The organism is Parapedobacter soli, assembly GCF_025460835.1.
GTDB classification, from domain to species: Bacteria; Bacteroidota; Bacteroidia; order Sphingobacteriales; family Sphingobacteriaceae; genus Parapedobacter; species Parapedobacter soli.
Genome location: NZ_JAMXAY010000076.1, coordinates 1 through 17,372 on the forward strand (window position 1 = coordinate 1; position 17,372 = coordinate 17,372).

A 17,372-nucleotide genomic window follows, 5' to 3' on the forward strand; every position below is an offset into this window, starting at 1 on the left:
AATTAGTAGGCAGTCGCTGGGGGTCAGCTTGCTCCGCAATATCCATCCGTCGATATTTCCCTTAAAACTTCCAATATTCTTTCTTAATTTGCCCTAAAGTTGTTCATTCTAAATCGTTTTGTGGTAAAAAAAATTTACTGATTATCAGTGTAATGAGCAGCTTTTTTCGCTTTTTAAAACCCTAAATCATAATGCACAACGGGTTAAGTAAACTAAATTTCGATTTCAATCGGTTGTGCAGTATATTTTTAATCCTTAGCTCTATCGTAATAGTGTAATGCAAACCCCCAATATACAGTGATCAATGAAAATCAAGTTGTGGTTAAGGGGCAATATTCAAGTCGCGGTTATACCAATAAGGCAGATTTTTTGTTCGCTGTGGATGATGGACTGATAACCAGTTGGATAATGAGATATTAAGTAGGGGGTGCAGGCTAATCATCGCCTCGCCGGTGAAGTTACCGCCCAGCGTAGTGCTTTTTGATATGGTAGATCACCGGTTGGAAGTAATCGGTAACGTTATCCTTTTGGTAATTTCCCGTTGTATCGCTATGTTTGCATACCCAATAACATTAAATGATACCCGAGATACCGTCAGAAAGCCTGTCCGCTTCGCGCCCCATCGTCATGGGCGACCGGGTGACTTTTGAGCAGGTTTTCCGAAATTACCATAAGTCTTTAAGCTACTATGCGCAACGCATGGTGATCGATCAGACGGCAGCTGAAGACCTGGTTTCGGAGGTGTTTATGAAATGTTGGAAGGAGCGCGCGTCTTTTGACAATGACGACCATGCACGCTTTTATCTGTATCGGGCGGTGCGCCACGCGGCCATCAATTACCTGAAAGCCGCGCAGCGAACTGCCAAAAAGCACGCGGATGCTGGCAACGTGTATGCCGATACGGAAGAAAGCCATCAGGAACGGTATATCCGTAGTGAAGTACTGCGCAGCATTTACCAACAAATAGAAATCCTGCCCACCCAAGAACGGGCCGTGTTGCTGCTCTCACTCCGCGAGGGTAAAAAACTACAGGAAATCGCCGACGAATTGGGGCTCTCGCTGCAAACGGTAAAAAACTGCAAAGGCCGTGCCCTGCGGCGGCTCCGCACAAAACTGTCGGCCGAAGATTTCATCGCCTTGCTTGTGGTTTTATCTTACCCCTTTTCCTAAGCCTCCATTGCCTAGTTTTAAAAAATATTCCTATCCATAGGTACCTTTTTCGTTTGTGGTTGTATTGGTAGTAGATGGACGATAGAGAACGATATAACGACGATCGACATGCTGACCGGATCAGCCGAATTTTGGCTCGCCTTACACGCGGGGGTGAACTCAATGAAGCCGAACATTCCGAGTTGAAGCAATGGTTGCTTGCCGATGAACGGCATCGGGCGCTTTTCGATTCGCTTGGTAGCGGTTCGGAGTTGGTTGATGAGTTGTCGACATTTGCCCAGCCCGATACGGATGCAGCGCTTGCGCGAATACAGGCGCAGTTAGCCGAATCATCCATGCCGCATTCAGGTAAGACACGTAAGCTGATGCGGTGGCTTTCCTATGCTGCGGCAGTGGTTGTGGCCATCGGAACGGTGGTTTGGTATATCGCCAAAGAAGAGGGGGCGGGGCCATCCGAAATCACACAAACACAAGCGGCCGATATCCCCGCCGGCGGCAATCGGGCAGTGCTTCGGTTAGCGGATGGACGTACCATTCATCTGAATGAATCCCAGACAGGTATCGTTGTAGGCGGCGATGAAATCACCTACCTTGATGGTACCTCGGTAGCATCCGCGTTGGTTGCTGGTGAGGAGGCTGACGTCGAAGAGATGGTGTTGTCTACGCCAAAAGGAGGTACGTACCAAATTAGGCTTCCCGACGGCTCAATCGTGTGGCTAAACGCCGCGTCTATGCTGAAATACCCATCGCGGTTTTCCACGAACGAACGTGTGGTAGAACTGGTGGGAGAGGCGTACTTCGATGTGACGGAAGATGCAAACACGCCGTTCAAGGTGGTTAGTTCGGGCCAAACCGTAGAGGTGTTGGGTACCGAATTCAATGTTTCCGCTTACCCGGATGAGGGAGCAATCAACACTACATTGGTAGAGGGTAGTGTACGCGTAGCGTTGGCAAGCAGCGACCAGTCGCCCATTATCATACGACCTGGTGAACAAGCCACTACACATAAAACGCATATCGATGTCAAACAGGTGAATATCGACCAATATATCGCTTGGAAAGGCGGTTGGATTACTTTTCAAGATAAGCCATTCGAACAGATAATGAGCGAGGTCGAGCGCTGGTACGATATTGATGTCCGCTATGACGGCACCATTCCCCGCGAGGTCGGTTACGGTATGGCCAAACGTACAGAAAACTTATCGGTTGTTTTGCAATTACTCGAATCAGGAGGGATTCGTTTCAAGTTGGATAACCGTGTATTAACCATTGTAAACCAATAAAAGGAGGTAAAAGTAAAATAGGCTTTTAAGTCTTATGCACTAAATTATGTCGGTTAAGACGTTATCGCTGGCGTCTTAAAAAAAAGGGAAGTGCTACCAACACCTCCCTCAAACAGCTTGGTAATTTTATCAGGTGAAGGCGCTGCCATTGTATATCACACGCATCACCTACTAATACGATTATTAACCAAACAGGTCAAAATTAATGAAAAATAAATTACTTTTCAAGGTAATGAGATTGCTTGTACTTTTCTGGATGGTCAGCTTGTTCCATGTCTCGGCTGCCACCTATTCGCAAACCGTTACGCTTAAGGGAAAATCGCTGGAGTTAGCCGAGGTCTTCAACGCTGTTCGGAACCAAACCGGACTAGGCGTATACGGATTCCAGTCGATATTTGAAGGCACTCGGCCAGTCACGGTGGACGTAAAGGCTATGCCGGTAAATCAATTTTTACAGCTCATACTGGTCAGTCAGCCACTGGAGGCTCGGGTTGAAAATGGGGCAATCGTTATTAAAAGAAAAGAAGGAAAAGACTATCCAATTGTCAGAAATCATATCATTGAAGTAGTACAGCAACGTATGGTTACCGGCAGGGTTACGGACGAGCAAGGGAATCCACTGGAGGGCGTGACGGTACGGGTGGAAGGAACGAATGTGGCAACCACTACTAATATCGATGGTCGGTACGAAATTAATATGCCGGAGGATGGGAATATCCTTACCTTTAATATTCTAGGGTACAAAGCAACGGAAGCGTCTGCAGTGAGCCAGTCCACTATTAATATTTCGTTGAAGACGGTTGTGAGTGATTTGGATGAAGTCGTAGTCGTGGGATACGGAACTCAAAAAAGAGAACATATTACGACGGCGATTTCTAGTGTGAAAGAGAAAGATTTTGCAAAAGGAGCAAATCAAGACGCTGCACAACTGATTCGAGGAAAGGTGGCAGGATTAGCAGTCGTAACACCAGACGGAAATCCGCTGAATGTTTCCCAAATAAAACTAAGAGGGAATACAACCATTAATGGAAACACTTCTCCATTAATTCTCATTGATGGGATTCCGGGGTCTTTGATTACCGTGTCCCCGGACGATATTGAATCAATTGACGTATTGAAGGATGGGGCTGCTGCCGCTATATATGGTACCCGTGGAACAAACGGGGTCGTTTTAATCACAACACGCAAAGTAAATGGAGAAATGCAGCCGTCCATTGATGTGAACTCATATATTACAACACAAAGACTGAGTACACGGGTAGAAATGTTCTCCCCCGATGAATATCGTCAACTGGTTAGCCAAGGTAAACCTGGGGCATTTGATTTTGGGGCTTCCACGGATTGGTTAGATGAGGTTATTCAAACACCCTTTTCCCAAGTGCACAACGTCAGTCTCAAGGGAGGGATGCGTAACACCAATTACATTGCCAGTTTTGAGTACCGCAACTTAAACGGAATTATGCGCAAATCAAATAACGTGATGACTTACCCTCGCTTAGAGATAAATCACAGCATGTTTGACAACAAGCTCAAGTTTAATGTAAATATCCTTGGCTACCAACAAAAGAACTTTGCTTTTGATGGAAATCAGTATTCTGGAATGATTTATCGTAATGCGATTTCTTTTAACCCAACATCACCATTGAAAACCGATGATGGAAGATGGTTTGAGCAACCGGAAAAGCCAGATTATAGAAACCCCGTTGCATGGTTGGACGAGTCGGTAGGGTTGACAAAAAATAGCAGTTGGCAAAATAGCGGTTCATTGGTATTCAATCCTACAACAGATTTGCAGCTAAAGGGAGTATACTCCAGCCAAGTTTTTAGTCATTCTATTGGTTACTATGAAACCAAGGATTTGTGGTGGACACCGCGTGAAGGCTATGCATCTAGGGGCAGCTACCGAAGCCAAGATAATTTGTTTGAACTTACTGCCGATTATAGAAAGGTCATTTCTGATCATGAGTTAACGGTATTGGGGGGATACACTTGGCGGTATCTTAATACGGAAAACTATTGGATGCAAAACTGGAATTTCCCTTCTGATGATTTTCTATATAACAATATGGGCGCTGGATTGGCCTTGCGTGATGGTCAGGCGAATTTGTACTCCTATCAAGGCGATAGTAAATTGATAGGTTATTTCGCTAGAATGAATTATAGTTACAAAAGTAGATACCTCCTTATGGCGAGTATTCGTTATGAAGGGTCTTCTCGATTTGGAAAAAACCATAAATGGGGAAGTTTTCCGGCGATTTCCGTGGGTTGGAATCTGCATAATGAACCATTCTTTACCAATGAGCCTTCAATCAATCAACTAAAGCTTCGTGCAAGTTATGGGATTACGGGCACCGAGCCCAATGGATCGTATATTTCGCTTAGTAGAATCAATTTCAATACCAATGCGTTGGTCGATGGAGAATGGATACAAGCAATCAACCCATCAAATAATCCGAATCCGGATTTACGATGGGAAACCAAGAAAGAGTTCAATGCAGGGTTCGACTACGGGTTTTTCGATAATCGGATTACGGGTTCATTTGATTACTATATTCGTACAACAAATGACTTGATTGCGGACTTTCCAGTTCCGACGCCGCCTTATTTGTATAGTAGCATCACATCCAATGCTGCGTCAATGCGTAACAAGGGACTGGAAATACAGCTGAACGTGGTGCCTGTTCGTAAAGGCGATTTTGAGTGGCAATCATCGGTAAATTATTATATCAACGCAAATAAAGTGCTTGCGCTATCCAATGATAAATTTTCCATAGCAAGTGGATATTTTGACACGGGGCATACGGGTGAGCCGATGCAGCAGACCACCCACCGCGTGCAAGTTGGCCAGCCCTTAGGCAACTTTTTCGGTTACAAGACAATTGATGTCGACGATGATGGTTACTGGGTTATCGAAGACAGCGAGGGTAATCCGAAATCAAACCTCGATCAGTCACCTGCCGATAAGAAAATTATCGGAAATGGCATACCAAAGCATTATTTGAATTGGAATAATACGCTGACATATAAAAATCTTGACCTAAGCATCGTCATGCGGGGTGCATTTGGTTTTCAGATTCTGAATATGACCGAGATGTTTTGGAGAGTCCCGGTATTTTTGACACGGGGGAATCTTCGTTCAAATGCCTACGACGACGTTTATGGTAAAAGGCCTCTGGCCGATGATCAGTCGTTACAGTATGTAAGTTATTTTTTGGAAGATGGTGATTATTGGAAGATTGATAACGTAACAATAGGCTATAATTTCAGTTTGAACGCAGGTAAGTATCTGAAACGTGCAAGAATCTATAGTTCTGCAAATAATTTATATACGATAACCGGATATAAAGGAATTGACCCTGAAGTTAATATCAACGGGTTGGCACCAGGTGTTGATCCGCATAACCGCTACCCCTCGACTACAAGCTATACCCTAGGTGTAAATCTTAATTTTTAACGAACGGGTTTCAAAAGACAGCATTAATATTACTAACATGAAAATTTTTCACAAAAGACAGGCTATATACTTGTCCTTTATTTTGCCAATATTTTTGTCCTGCAATAACAACTTGGATGAAGTGGTATATTCGGAGTTAACTACCGAAAACTATTCAATAACAAATGCCTACCAAGTAATCGGGATAGTATATGCCAACATGAGGCCACTGTTTTGGCATCAAAATTATTACATGTTGCAGGAGACTTCCGCAGACGCCATCGTAATGCCAGCCAATGCAGCGGGTTGGGATGACGGAGGTATATACCGGCAATTCCACCTGCATACTTGGAACTCAGAAACTCCTCAGCTGACCCAAATGTGGAATACTCTCTATACAGGTGTTATAAATACTAATCGAATTATAGAACAGCTTGAGGCAGGGGCTGTGCCAGATCCTGAGCGGGTGACTACCCAATCATTGGTCGCAGAAATGAAAACTGCAAGGGCATTTTTTTATTGGTTATTGATGGACAACTTTGGTGAGGTTCCACTTTTAACGGCATTTTCTGATGAGTTGCCAGCTAAATCTACAAGAAGGGAAATCTATAATTTTGTGACTCAGGAACTTGAAGCTAATATTCCATTGTTGAGTGAACTGAATAACCCGTTGTACTATGGTCGTTTCAATCGATGGGCCGGCAAAGCATTGTTAGCAAATATCTATTTGAATGCCAAAGTTTATGTGGGTGAGGAGAAATGGCAAGAGGCTATTCGGGAATGCGATGATATTATCAATTCCGGAAACTATAGCATTGCTAACGATGTCAGTGAGCCGTTCCGTACGTTTAATGAGAATTCCCCCGAGATTATTTTTGCAATCCCGTTTGACGAAGTACGAGCTACGGGTTTCCCAGGCGGATTTTGTGTTCATCTATGGTCTTGGCATGCCGCATTGCGTGCAAAATTCAATATGATTGGTATTCCTTGGGCTACAGGGTCGGGTAAGGGCATTACCCAGTTCATAAATACCTATGTCGATGGCGATAAGCGCTTACAAGGCTCTTGGATGATAGGGCCACAATTCGCAAGTGATGGGGTAACCCCGTTGGTGGGGAATTATGATTTGGCGGGTAAACAGATTGTTTTCACGAAAGAATTGCCGAACGGTGTGTTTACGGGAGAAGCAGAGGGGTACCGTATGAATAAATTCCAGGTGAAATCCGGTGCAATGAATGGGTTGGATAACGATTTCCCATTTTTTAGATATGCGCAGATTTTGATGATTAAAGCGGAGTGCTTGTTGAGGTTAGGCTTATCGGATGAAGCCGCTGTTTTAGTTAATGAGGTTAGGAGACGCGCGTTTCAATCAGATCATCCAAATGGTGAGTTAACAGGAGAGGATTTGCTTAAAAATAGTGCATATCAATACGGATATGTAGAAAACTACGAAATCGTAGAAAATGGAGACCAAAGCCCTATCCAATTTGGAAAATTGTATGACGAGCTGGGATTCGAGTTTTCTTGGGAGGGCCATCGTCGGCGGGACATGATTCGTTTTGGCATTTTTACAACGAAAAGTTGGTTGTCTCACAAACCAAATGGTGAACATCGGATATGTTTCCCAATCCCTCAGATTGCCGTTAATACAAATCCCAATTTGGTGCAACACTCATCATATCAATAGCACCTATTTGGTCAATTCATCGTTTTTTTGAAGCCTTATTGAGATAAGGAGCAAATCAATATTGTTTAAATATTTGAGTAATGCAAAGAAGAAAGTTAACTGTAGTGTTACGGATTAGTTTGGGATTAATAGCTTGCTTTTCTTTTTCTTTTATTTCCCGAACATCCTTTACGGTCGAGAAGCCGGGAGGTAGGCGTGGCGAAGTACTGTTTCTGGGCCATACAAGCAAGCACCATGATTCAGGTAAGTACGCTCCGTGGCTGGCAATCAAATTGTTCCGCAGTGGCGTGAACCTGACGTACACGACGAGCTTGGATGACCTGAACGAGCGGAACCTTTCAAAGTACGACGCGTTGGTAATCTATGCGAACCACGATTCGATCTCAAAGCCGCAGGAAAAAGCATTGCGCAAGTTCGTGGAAGGAGGCAAAGGGCTTGTCGCGCTCCATTCCGCATCCTATTGTTTCCGTAACTCCGAATGGTACGTCCGCGCCGTAGGGGGGCAGTTCCTGTCGCACGGGGAGGGAATTTTCCACCAAACCATCGTCGACAGGGACCATCCCATCATGCAGGGAATCGATGAGTTCCCGACATGGGACGAGACCTATGTTCACACGGAGCACAATGCTAAGAGATCGGTGTTGGGCGAGCGGGTGGAAGGAACCCGCCGTGAGCCCTACACGTGGGTCCGCGACCAAGGTAGGGGGCGTGTGTTCTACACGGCCTTCGGGCATGACGAACGGACGTGGAAGAACGTGGGTTTCCTTGACATGGTACGCAACGCAGTCCTCTGGGCTGTCGGTGAAGAAGTGCAGCAATCTATAGCGGCGCTCGATATCCCGGACGTGGACATTTATGGTATTGATACGATCGGAGACTATACCACGCGGAAGCTGGTTACAAAGGTACAGCCCCCCCTTGCCGCGGAAGTATCCTCCAAGCTCATCCAAGTACCCGCTGGATTCGAATTGCAGTTGTTTGCTTCCGAGCCGGACATCACCAATCCGATCGCCATGTCTTGGGACGAACGTGGTCGCCTATGGATCGTGGAGTCGGTCGACTATCCGAATACGTTCAAGGAGACGGATGGTGCGTCCAACGACCGGATAAAGATTTGCGAGGACACGGACGGCGACGGCCGAGCGGACAAGTTCACGGTTTTTGCCGATGGATTGAATATTCCCACAGGCATAGTCTTCGCCAACGGTGGGGTTATCGTCTCGATGGCGCCGGATTTCCTGTATCTGCAGGACACGGACGGGGACGATGTGGCGGACGTGCGGAAAGTCATCATGTCTGGATGGGGGAAGTTCGATACGCATGCCGGGCCTAATAATCTCCAGTACGGTTTCGACAACAAGATATGGGGTGTTGTGGGGTATTCGGGTTTCAACGGAAAAGTTGCCGGTGTAAACCGGACTTTTCCCATGGGCATATACAGGTTCAATGTCGACGGAAGTGGATTGGAATACCTTGCTGGCACTACGAACAACACCTGGGGTCTGGGCATCAGCGAAAACAACGATGTTTTTGTCTCGACGGCTAACAACACACACAGCGCTTATTACTCGATGCCTCAGAAGAATGTGCAGCGGTTCATATCCGCTGGCATATCTGGAGTACATCCCGTTGCGAAGATTGAGACACATTACGATTCCCATACGCTGACGCCGAATACCCGGCAATGGGACGTGGCAGGCGGGTTCACTTCGGCGGCAGGGCATAACCTGTACACCGCAAGGACTTACCCCAAGGAATACTGGAACCGTGCGGCGTTCATCTGCGAGCCCACTGTCCGGTTGGTGCATCGTGGAATCATCGAGCCTGATGGAGCAGGCTTCAAGGAAGTGGACGGCTGGAATTTGGTCGCAGGTTCGGACGAGTGGTTTGGCCCGGTACAGGCGAGCGTTGGACCTGATGGCCACGTTTGGGTCGCCGATTGGTACAACTTTATCCTGCTTCACAACATACCCAATCCCAACAACTTGGAGTACCTGCTTCCCACCGATTGGATGAAGACTGGGGTCGGTAATGCGGTAATCACACCCTTGCGTAACAACAGTCACGGGCGCATCTACCGGGTGGTCTACAAAGATGGGAGGAAAGCCGAGTATCCTCGCCTATCCAAGGCCGATCCTAGGGGTCTCGTATCGGCTTTGAAAAATGACAACATGCTGTGGCGAATGCACGCACAGCGTATGCTGGTGGAACTGGGTGATCGTTCGATAGCTTCGGAATTGCATGAATTAGTCAGCGACCGGTCTGTTGACGAGATTGGCATGAACACGGCGGCAGTCCATGCCCTGTGGACGTTACACGGTCTCGGATTGCTGGACGGTGAGGATGCTAACAATATGGCAGTTGTTGAGAACGCCCTGAAACATCCCGCAGCTGGTGTGCGAAAGGCCGCAGCAAGTGTATTGCCTGCATCAAAAGAAGGTTTTGATATCCTGTTTCAATCGGGAGTGTTAAACGATCGTGATCTGAACACACGCTTGGCTGCTTTTAACCGCCTAGTTGAGTTTCCAGAAACCCCTGCGGTTGCATCGGCAATTTGGAATGCTGCCCTGGAGCCAGCGAATGTGGTAGACCGCTGGCTCAATAGGTCATTGCATGCGGCGGCGGCAGCGCATAGTCTAGGATTCTGTGCTTTAGCAACAGCAAGAAAGGGCTCTGAGTTGACAGAAGCCATTCTTAAATCCTTGGAAATAGAGGAATATAGGATTGCTAAGCAAGCAGTGTTACCCTTTTCTCCTGACATCGTTGGGAAAGAAATTTCCATTAACACCACGTTATCTCGTTCGGAACATGGGGAATTAAGGGGATTTGTGGTGGGTCAGGGTGGAATAGAGAACGGGTATGCGCTCTTCGTGCGCAGCGAAAAAGTTGTTTTCGCCGTCAAACAAAACGGAGAGATTGTCGAAATAGCAACGACAGGCGAACTGCCCGAGCGGTTTGAAGTCACAGCGGAATTAAGGAAACCGGGTGATATCTCTATTTCCATCGATGGAAGACTGAATGCCCAAGGGAAGGTAAAAGGGTTGTTTTCAACACAGGTTATTTCCGAGGTACGGTCAGGGAAGGAATTTGGAGATGAAGCGTCATTAAGCTTGAATTCTGGGAAGTTCAGGTTTAAGTCATTCAGCTCGGGTGATGTCTCGGAACCTGGGGTCCGGTCCGGAGAGGATTATGGTGATATGCGGATTGGCAATTACCCGAGTGGGTTTCCGCTTGTCGGGTCGGCGGAGGATACAAGGCTGGTGCTCAAGAGACCTAACGGAGAGGACGATGAAACAGGCTCCCATGACCATCATCGCACGCATCCGATAGCAAAAGCAGCTCAAAAAGATACCGAAGAAAAGACTGTTGAATCTGTGGTGGAAGTTAAGCGTATCAATCTGAAAGTACTCCCGGAGAAGATGCAGTTTGACCAGAAGGAAATCAGGGTTCCGGCCGGACAGCGTACGGTGTTCAGGCTTGAAAATCTGGATGGCATGCCACACAATGTGGTAATCCTCAAGCCGGGGACGCTAGAGAAAGTCGGCGCCGCTGCGGACGCGATGCTTTCCGATCCGAAGGCATCCGAGAAGCACTATGTCCCGGATATGCCGGAGATACTGTACCATACGAAGGTACTCAATGCTGGGGAAAGCGAGAGCATCGAGTTCGTCGCCCCTGATAAACCTGGGGACTACCCGTTCGTGTGCACGTTCCCGGGGCACTGGCGGCTGATGCATGGAGTCCTGAAAGTGGAATAATTTAAGGGTATTTACTAGATAATTTTTGGGATATGAGAGACATGCGATTCGGCGTGAACACTTGGCTTTGGACATCGCCGTTCGATTCGGGTGCCTTGGGGTTATTCGGCAAGATAAGGGACATGGGTTTCCATGTGGTCGAAATCCCGGTCGAGGAGCCCGGGTTCATAAAACCGGCGGAGGTGCGCACCGCGCTGGAGGTGTACGGACTTGAACCGGTCATCATCGGTGCTTTCGGCCGTGACCGAGATTTGTCTTCGGACGACGCGGCCGTGCGCCGGAACGGCATGGACTACATCCGGTCATGCCTCGCCATCGGGGAGGCGCTGGGGGCAAGGGTATTTGCGGGTCCGGCCTACTCAGCGGTGGGGAAGGCCCGCAGTCTGCCGGATGCGGCGAGGAAGGCGGAGTGGGACCGTGCGGTTGCCGGTGTGCGGGAGGCCGGTGCCATGGCGGCGGATTATGGACTTATGCTTGCACTGGAGCCGCTTAACCGCTTCGAGTCCGACATGGTCAACAATACGGAAGACGTTGTCCGGTTCATCGGAGAGGTGGACCATCCGGCTGTGGGCATCGCCCTAGACGGTTTCCATATGCACATCGAGGAAGCAAACATCGAAGCGGCAATCCGCAGGGCGGGGAAGCATCTGATGCACGTGCAGGTTTCCGAGAGCCACCGGGGCATTCCGGGCACAGGTCAGTTCGATTGGGCCGGTCTGCGGCGAGGCCTTGAGGCCGTTAGGTATCGCGGCGCGGTTTCGATCGAGAGCTTCTCGCCGGGATGTGGGACCTTAGCTGAGGCGGTATGCATCTGGAAACCGCTGGCGGAGAGTCAGGATAAGTTCGCCGAACAGGGCCTCCGGTTCCTGGAACGGTGGGCATCGGACGGAGCAAAGGGAAATAATTAATAATGATATAAAGATTCTGATATGGTACGACATTTCGGTGTTTTCAAGTTCAAGGAGGGAGTGGACGATCGGCGGATAGCGGAGTGCTTCCGCGCGATGAAAGATATGGTCGGGGAGATTCCCGGATTGCTGGACATGGAGTATGGGCCTTATAGTAGCCCGGAGGGGTTGAACGACGGGTTCACGCATGGTTTTGTGATGACGTTCGACAGCGAGGAGTCGCGGGACGCATACCTGCCCCATCCGGTGCACGAGCGCGTGAAGGAGGTGGTGGTGCCCGCGCTGGACCGGTTGGTGGTGTTCGATTTCACGGCAGGATGAGCATCGGGGCCGGAAATTGGAAGAGCAACCCGGTGGTAATCCTGGGCTGCTTCGACACGAAAGGCGAGGATTTCGCGTTCCTGCGTGAACTCCTCGTCAGCGGGGGCCATAGGGTCTATACCGTCAATGTCGGGATACGGGGCACCACGCTGCTCTTCCCCGTCGACGTCGAGGCGGATGAGGTCGCCGGGGCGGCAGGCTGTTCCCTCGTCGACCTTCGGTCGCGGGGCGACCGCGGTGCGGCCGTCGAAGAGATGGGAGTTGGTGCATCTGAAATCCTTAGGCGGTTGGTGGACAACGGCTCGGTCGCGGGTGTTATCGGGATGGGCGGCGGCGGTGGCACGCACATCGTACTCAAAGCGATGCAGGCGGTTCCCTTCGGCATACCGAAGGTCTGCCTGAGCACGCTGGCTACGCATGACCTTTCGCGGCAGGTGGGCAGTGCGGACATCGTGCTGGTCCCATCGGTGGTCGATGTGGCGGGCCTGAACAGCATCAGCAGGGTAACCATAGGGCACGCGGCTTCGGCCATCGGCGGGATGGTGAACCGGCGCCCACACGCGGCGGCGGATAGCGTCATGCTCGGGCGCATCGCGGTCAGCATGTTCGGCAACACGACGGAATGCGTCGATGCATGCATCGCCTTGCTCCGGGGCATGGGCTACGAGGCGATAGCCTTCCACGCGAACGGTGCGGGCGGCAGGACGATGGAGTCGCTCATCGCTGCTGGCTATTTCGACGGGGTCCTCGATATCACGACCACAGAGCTCGCCGACGAGCTCTGCGGTGGGGTGTGCAGCGCCGGTCCGGAGCGGCTGACGGCTGCTGGTGGCAAGGGTATCCCGCAGGTCATCGTCCCGGGCTGCCTTGACATGGTAAACTTCTGGGGGATGGACAGCGTACCGGAACGATACCATGGCAGGCAGCTGTACAGCTGGGCACCGGATATCACGCTGATGCGCACGGATGTGGAGGAAAACCGCATGCTGGGGCGCTTGTTGGCCGATCGGGTGCTGGCCTCCCCCTTGGGGACAGCCGTGGTGCTGCTGCCCATGGACGGGTTGTCGCAACTGGATGCCCCGGGCGGGCTTTTCCATTCCCCTGAAACGGACAGGGCATTGTTTGATTCGATACTGTCGGGCGTTTCCGGACGCGCTGAAGTGATGGAAGCACCGCTGCACATCAACGACAGGGAATTCGCATCGCTGGCGGTGGAAGCACTTCTGGGCCTGCTCGCCAAATCCGCTTCTACGCGGGATAGGAAGTCGCAATAACACGGAAAGGCATTAATATGACAAGAACAATATTACACAACACAAGCAACGTAACGCAAGGGTAAAACTATGGCAAACAAATGGACAGGTAAGGGCAATCCTTACACCAAGCAGGAAGTTCGGGACAGGTTCCGCAAGACGGTCGAATCCGGCAAGGCGATCATCGCGGCGGGAGCGGGTACGGGCATCAGCGCGAAGTTCATCGAGCGCGGTGGTGCGGATTTAATCATCATCTACAATTCCGGGCGTTTCCGCATGGCAGGCCACGGATCCACGGCAGGGCTGATGGCCTATGGAGACGCGAACGCCGAGGCGCTGGATATCGGCGAATACGAGGTGCTGCCGGTGGTCGACGAGATTCCGGTGGTGTGCGGCGTCCACGGCTCGGACCCGCGGCGCCGGATGTGGCACCACCTACTGAAGGTCAAGGACATGGGGTTCTCTGGGGTAAACAATTTCCCGACGCACAGCATCGTGGACGGCCATTTCAGGCAGGTGCTGGAGGAGACGGGCATGGGGTTCGGCAAGGAGGTGGAGATGGTGGAACTGGCCACGAAAATGGACCTGTTCTCCATTGTCTATGTGGCCACCGCGGAAGAGGCGCGCCAGATGGCCAATGCCGGTGCCGATGCGATTATCTCGCACGTGGGCACCACGGTCGGCGGCTCTATCGGCGTCAGGGGAGCCACCTGCAGCATGGACGAAGCGGTGGAGCGTACACAGGAAATTATTGAAGCGGGCAGGAACGTCAATCCGGACATCTTCTTTCTCGCTCATGGAGGCCCGATCATGGGGCCAGCCGACGTCCGCGAGGTACTGGACCGTACGGATGCCCAAGGTTTCGTTGGGGCGTCCTCGTTGGAGCGGATGGGCATCGAGCAGTCGCTGGAAGACCTGACCCGGGAGTTTAAGTCCCTGTCATTAAGGTAGCCGGTTGTGGTAGAGAATATAGAAAGTAGAATATTGTTTCTAAGCAACCGCTTTGCGCTGGTCACGTCGATGTTCAAGTTTGAAGTAGTGGATGCGGTGCGCTGTCAGCGCGCGGTTTGCTAGAGACATCCGCTAAATGTTTTAAAAGATAACCATGAAGGAATACTTAGTTGCGGCCATGCTTTGCGTGGCACGGTACGGTTTTGCGTCGACCGACCAAGAACAGGGCGCGGGCAAGCCGGTGACCATTTCTAGGCAGGAGGCTGCTGTGGGCAAGGCGCTGATAGCGAAATCGGACTGTTTCGCCTGTCACAAGGAGAGGGACAAGCTCGTCGGCCCTTCCTATGCCGACATTTCGAGGAAGTATAGGCCGACGGCGAAGAACATCGATTCGTTGGCAGGGAAGATCGTCAAAGGCGGCAGCGGGGCTTGGGGGCAGGTTCCGATGGCCCCACACCCCTCGATTCCCAAGAAGGATGCGGAAATCATGGTCAAGTACATACTTTCGCTGGCAAATGGGAAGGAATGAACGGGGGATAGGCCGCGTTCTGGGCGATGGGGCCTATAAATTCGATACGCGATACCCATCGGTGTCCGATTTGAGAGAGGCCACAAGGAAAAGGATTCCGAAATTCGCTTTCGATTACCTGGAAGGCGGGTGCAATGAGGAAGTAAACCTGCGGCTGAACGAGTCGGATCTAGCCAGGATACGGCTGAAGCCGAACTATCTGAAGGATTTCGACGGGGCCGATTTGGGTACCGAGCTTTTCGGGCACCGTTACGATGCACCCTTCGGCATCGCCCCGATTGGCCTACAGGGCCTAATGTGGCCCAATGCCCCTGAGATACTCGCTAGGGCAGCCCTGCGGCACAATATACCCTATGTGTTGAGCACGGTATCCACCGGCAGCATCGAACGCATCGGGGAGGTCTCGGAAGGCCGGGCTTGGTTCCAGCTGTATCACCCGACGGAAGACCGGCTCCGCGACGACATCCTGCGGCGGTTGAAGTCTTCGGGATACGGGGTCCTGATCGTGTTGGTGGATGTCCCTGCATTCGGTTTCCGGCACCGCGAGATAAAGAGTGGACTTTCCATGCCGCCTAAGCTGAATACCTCGAACATCTGGCAGGCGGTGTGCAGGCCGCGTTGGGGTCTGGAGACGCTCAGGTCTGGCATCCCCGGATTCGCTACTCTGAAACCATATATGGATAAAGGCCTCAGTATGTCCCAGTTGGGTAGATTCATGGACGCTACCTTCACCGGAAGGGTGGATGCGGCGAAGGTTCGGACAATCCGGGACCGGTGGGACGGCAAGCTCGTATTGAAGGGGGTGGCTAGCGAGCGGGATGCGGAATTTGCAGCAGCCATCGGGGTTGACGGCGTCATCGTGTCGAACCACGGTGGCAGGCAACTCGATGCGGCTGAGTCATCCGTGAAATCGTTGGAGCGCATCCACGCAGGTTTCAGCGATAAATTCCGAATCATGGTAGACGGGGGGATACGCTCCGGTCCGGATATCGCAAGGGTGATGGCGATGGGGGCTGACTTCGCTTTCATGGGAAGGCCGTTTATGTACGGGGTAGGGGCGCTGGGACGCAAGGGGGGAGACCATACCATCGGCATGTTCAAGGCGCAACTGAAGCAGGTGATGGAACAGTTGGGGTGCGAAAGCGTAGGGAATTTAACGGAGAGTTTAGCAGTTTAAATATCTGCTGAAATTTCAATTTGATTTATAGGAGGTTTTGGATTGTTCAATGGTTTTTAACCCACGCAAAATCATCATTTGCACAGACGAAGTTTCCGAAAGTGCCACTAACGCCGGAGTTCCTAACTTTATCGAGTTTATTGTCAAAGATATGCCTTGGCGGCAGACACAGATGCGTGATGGGCTGAAGTGACTGGACGTGCAATCCCAACGAAGATATGGAAATGTGTTTATAAACGCTAATCAAAACATGCAGCTGGAGCTTATAGATGAGATAGCCTATCCGGAGGAAGCGAAGCCTGGGATGGGACTAGGGGTGGCATTTTTCTGCTTGGTTCGTAACCCAGTTTGGCCTCCAATAACCATTCAACGGCGTAGCCCGGCTCGATATTGGGAATCACAATATCTGTGTCATTTGAGAAATAAAACGAATCGGAATTTTCCCGATAAAGTTTAAACTGATCTAGGAAAGAAACATGGGTTTGAAATCCCGGCAGTTTAGCATATAGGCGATCCCTGGCTATGGTGTATTTCCAAATATCTATGGCGTCCGCCTCTTTAAGTTGCCATAAAACATCAAGTTCATAAATGCATATGACTAAAACCTGTTTTACTCCATCCTCTGTCTAGGATACATTAACATCAAATCTCTTCCAATACTTGATAATAGGGTGATTGAGAAAATCTGAAAATCTTTGTAAATGGGATCTGTCTTGAGTGATGTGATAGCTGCTACTGACCTCTCTTTTTTGGAGATGAATGATCTCCACTGAAACTCGAACCATTCGCATAATAATTTTGGCCATCATCACTCAAGTAATATATAACTGATTCTCTTTAAATAAAACTAATATTTATAACCCGTTGTGCATTTTAAATAATGCTTATTTTTAGATTGTTAA

General features: G+C 50.1%; 12 protein-coding genes. All 12 read left to right on the forward strand.

The features are described 5' to 3' along the window. The first annotated feature begins 576 nt into the window (after positions 1 to 576). The 12 genes from NGM62_RS20140 to NGM62_RS22310 all read left to right on the forward strand — a co-directional run bounded on the left by NGM62_RS20140 (position 577) and on the right by NGM62_RS22310 (position 16,663). Entirely contained in the window at positions 577 to 1,170 is a 594-nt protein-coding gene (locus tag NGM62_RS20140) for an RNA polymerase sigma factor (protein WP_262250115.1), read from the forward strand. Between the two features lie 74 nt (positions 1,171 to 1,244). Continuing rightward, entirely contained in the window at positions 1,245 to 2,453 is a 1,209-nt protein-coding gene (locus tag NGM62_RS20145; protein WP_262250116.1) for a FecR family protein, read from the forward strand. Positions 2,454 to 2,658: 205 nt separating this feature from the next. Continuing rightward, positions 2,659 to 5,907, forward strand: coding sequence for a SusC/RagA family TonB-linked outer membrane protein (locus NGM62_RS20150; RefSeq protein WP_262250117.1), 3,249 nt, complete (start codon positions 2,659 to 2,661; stop codon positions 5,905 to 5,907). 37 nt (positions 5,908 to 5,944) lie between these two features. Then, a complete protein-coding gene (locus tag NGM62_RS20155; protein WP_262250118.1) occupies positions 5,945 to 7,573 on the forward strand; it encodes a RagB/SusD family nutrient uptake outer membrane protein in 1,629 nt (542 codons plus the stop codon). Between the two features lie 80 nt (positions 7,574 to 7,653). Beyond that, positions 7,654 to 11,331 (forward strand): PVC-type heme-binding CxxCH protein, encoded by a 3,678-nt coding sequence (locus NGM62_RS20160; protein ID WP_262250119.1) that lies wholly within the window; start codon positions 7,654 to 7,656, stop codon positions 11,329 to 11,331. Positions 11,332 to 11,363: 32 nt separating this feature from the next. Next, entirely contained in the window at positions 11,364 to 12,239 is an 876-nt protein-coding gene (locus NGM62_RS20165) for a sugar phosphate isomerase/epimerase family protein (protein WP_262250120.1), read from the forward strand. Between the two features lie 21 nt (positions 12,240 to 12,260). Then, positions 12,261 to 12,560: a Dabb family protein gene (locus NGM62_RS20170; protein WP_262250121.1), complete on the forward strand. Its 300-nt coding sequence runs from the start codon at positions 12,261 to 12,263 to the stop codon at positions 12,558 to 12,560. Further along, positions 12,557 to 13,834, forward strand: coding sequence for a Tm-1-like ATP-binding domain-containing protein (locus tag NGM62_RS20175; protein WP_262250122.1), 1,278 nt, complete (start codon positions 12,557 to 12,559; stop codon positions 13,832 to 13,834). Before NGM62_RS20170 ends, NGM62_RS20175 begins: the two co-directional genes overlap by 4 nt. 69 nt (positions 13,835 to 13,903) lie before the next feature. After that, positions 13,904 to 14,764 carry a phosphoenolpyruvate hydrolase family protein gene (locus NGM62_RS20180; protein ID WP_262250123.1) on the forward strand — a complete coding sequence of 287 codons (861 nt, stop codon included), beginning with the start codon at positions 13,904 to 13,906 and terminating at the stop codon, positions 14,762 to 14,764. 154 nt (positions 14,765 to 14,918) lie between these two features. After that, positions 14,919 to 15,293 carry a c-type cytochrome gene (locus NGM62_RS20185; protein ID WP_262250124.1) on the forward strand — a complete coding sequence of 125 codons (375 nt, stop codon included), beginning with the start codon at positions 14,919 to 14,921 and terminating at the stop codon, positions 15,291 to 15,293. Continuing rightward, positions 15,280 to 16,470 (forward strand): alpha-hydroxy acid oxidase, encoded by a 1,191-nt coding sequence (locus tag NGM62_RS20190; protein WP_262250125.1) that lies wholly within the window; start codon positions 15,280 to 15,282, stop codon positions 16,468 to 16,470. Before NGM62_RS20185 ends, NGM62_RS20190 begins: the two co-directional genes overlap by 14 nt. A gap of 49 nt (positions 16,471 to 16,519) precedes the next feature. Then, a complete protein-coding gene (locus NGM62_RS22310; protein ID WP_390938135.1) occupies positions 16,520 to 16,663 on the forward strand; it encodes a gluconate 2-dehydrogenase subunit 3 family protein in 144 nt (47 codons plus the stop codon). The last annotated feature ends 709 nt before the right edge of the window (positions 16,664 to 17,372 follow it).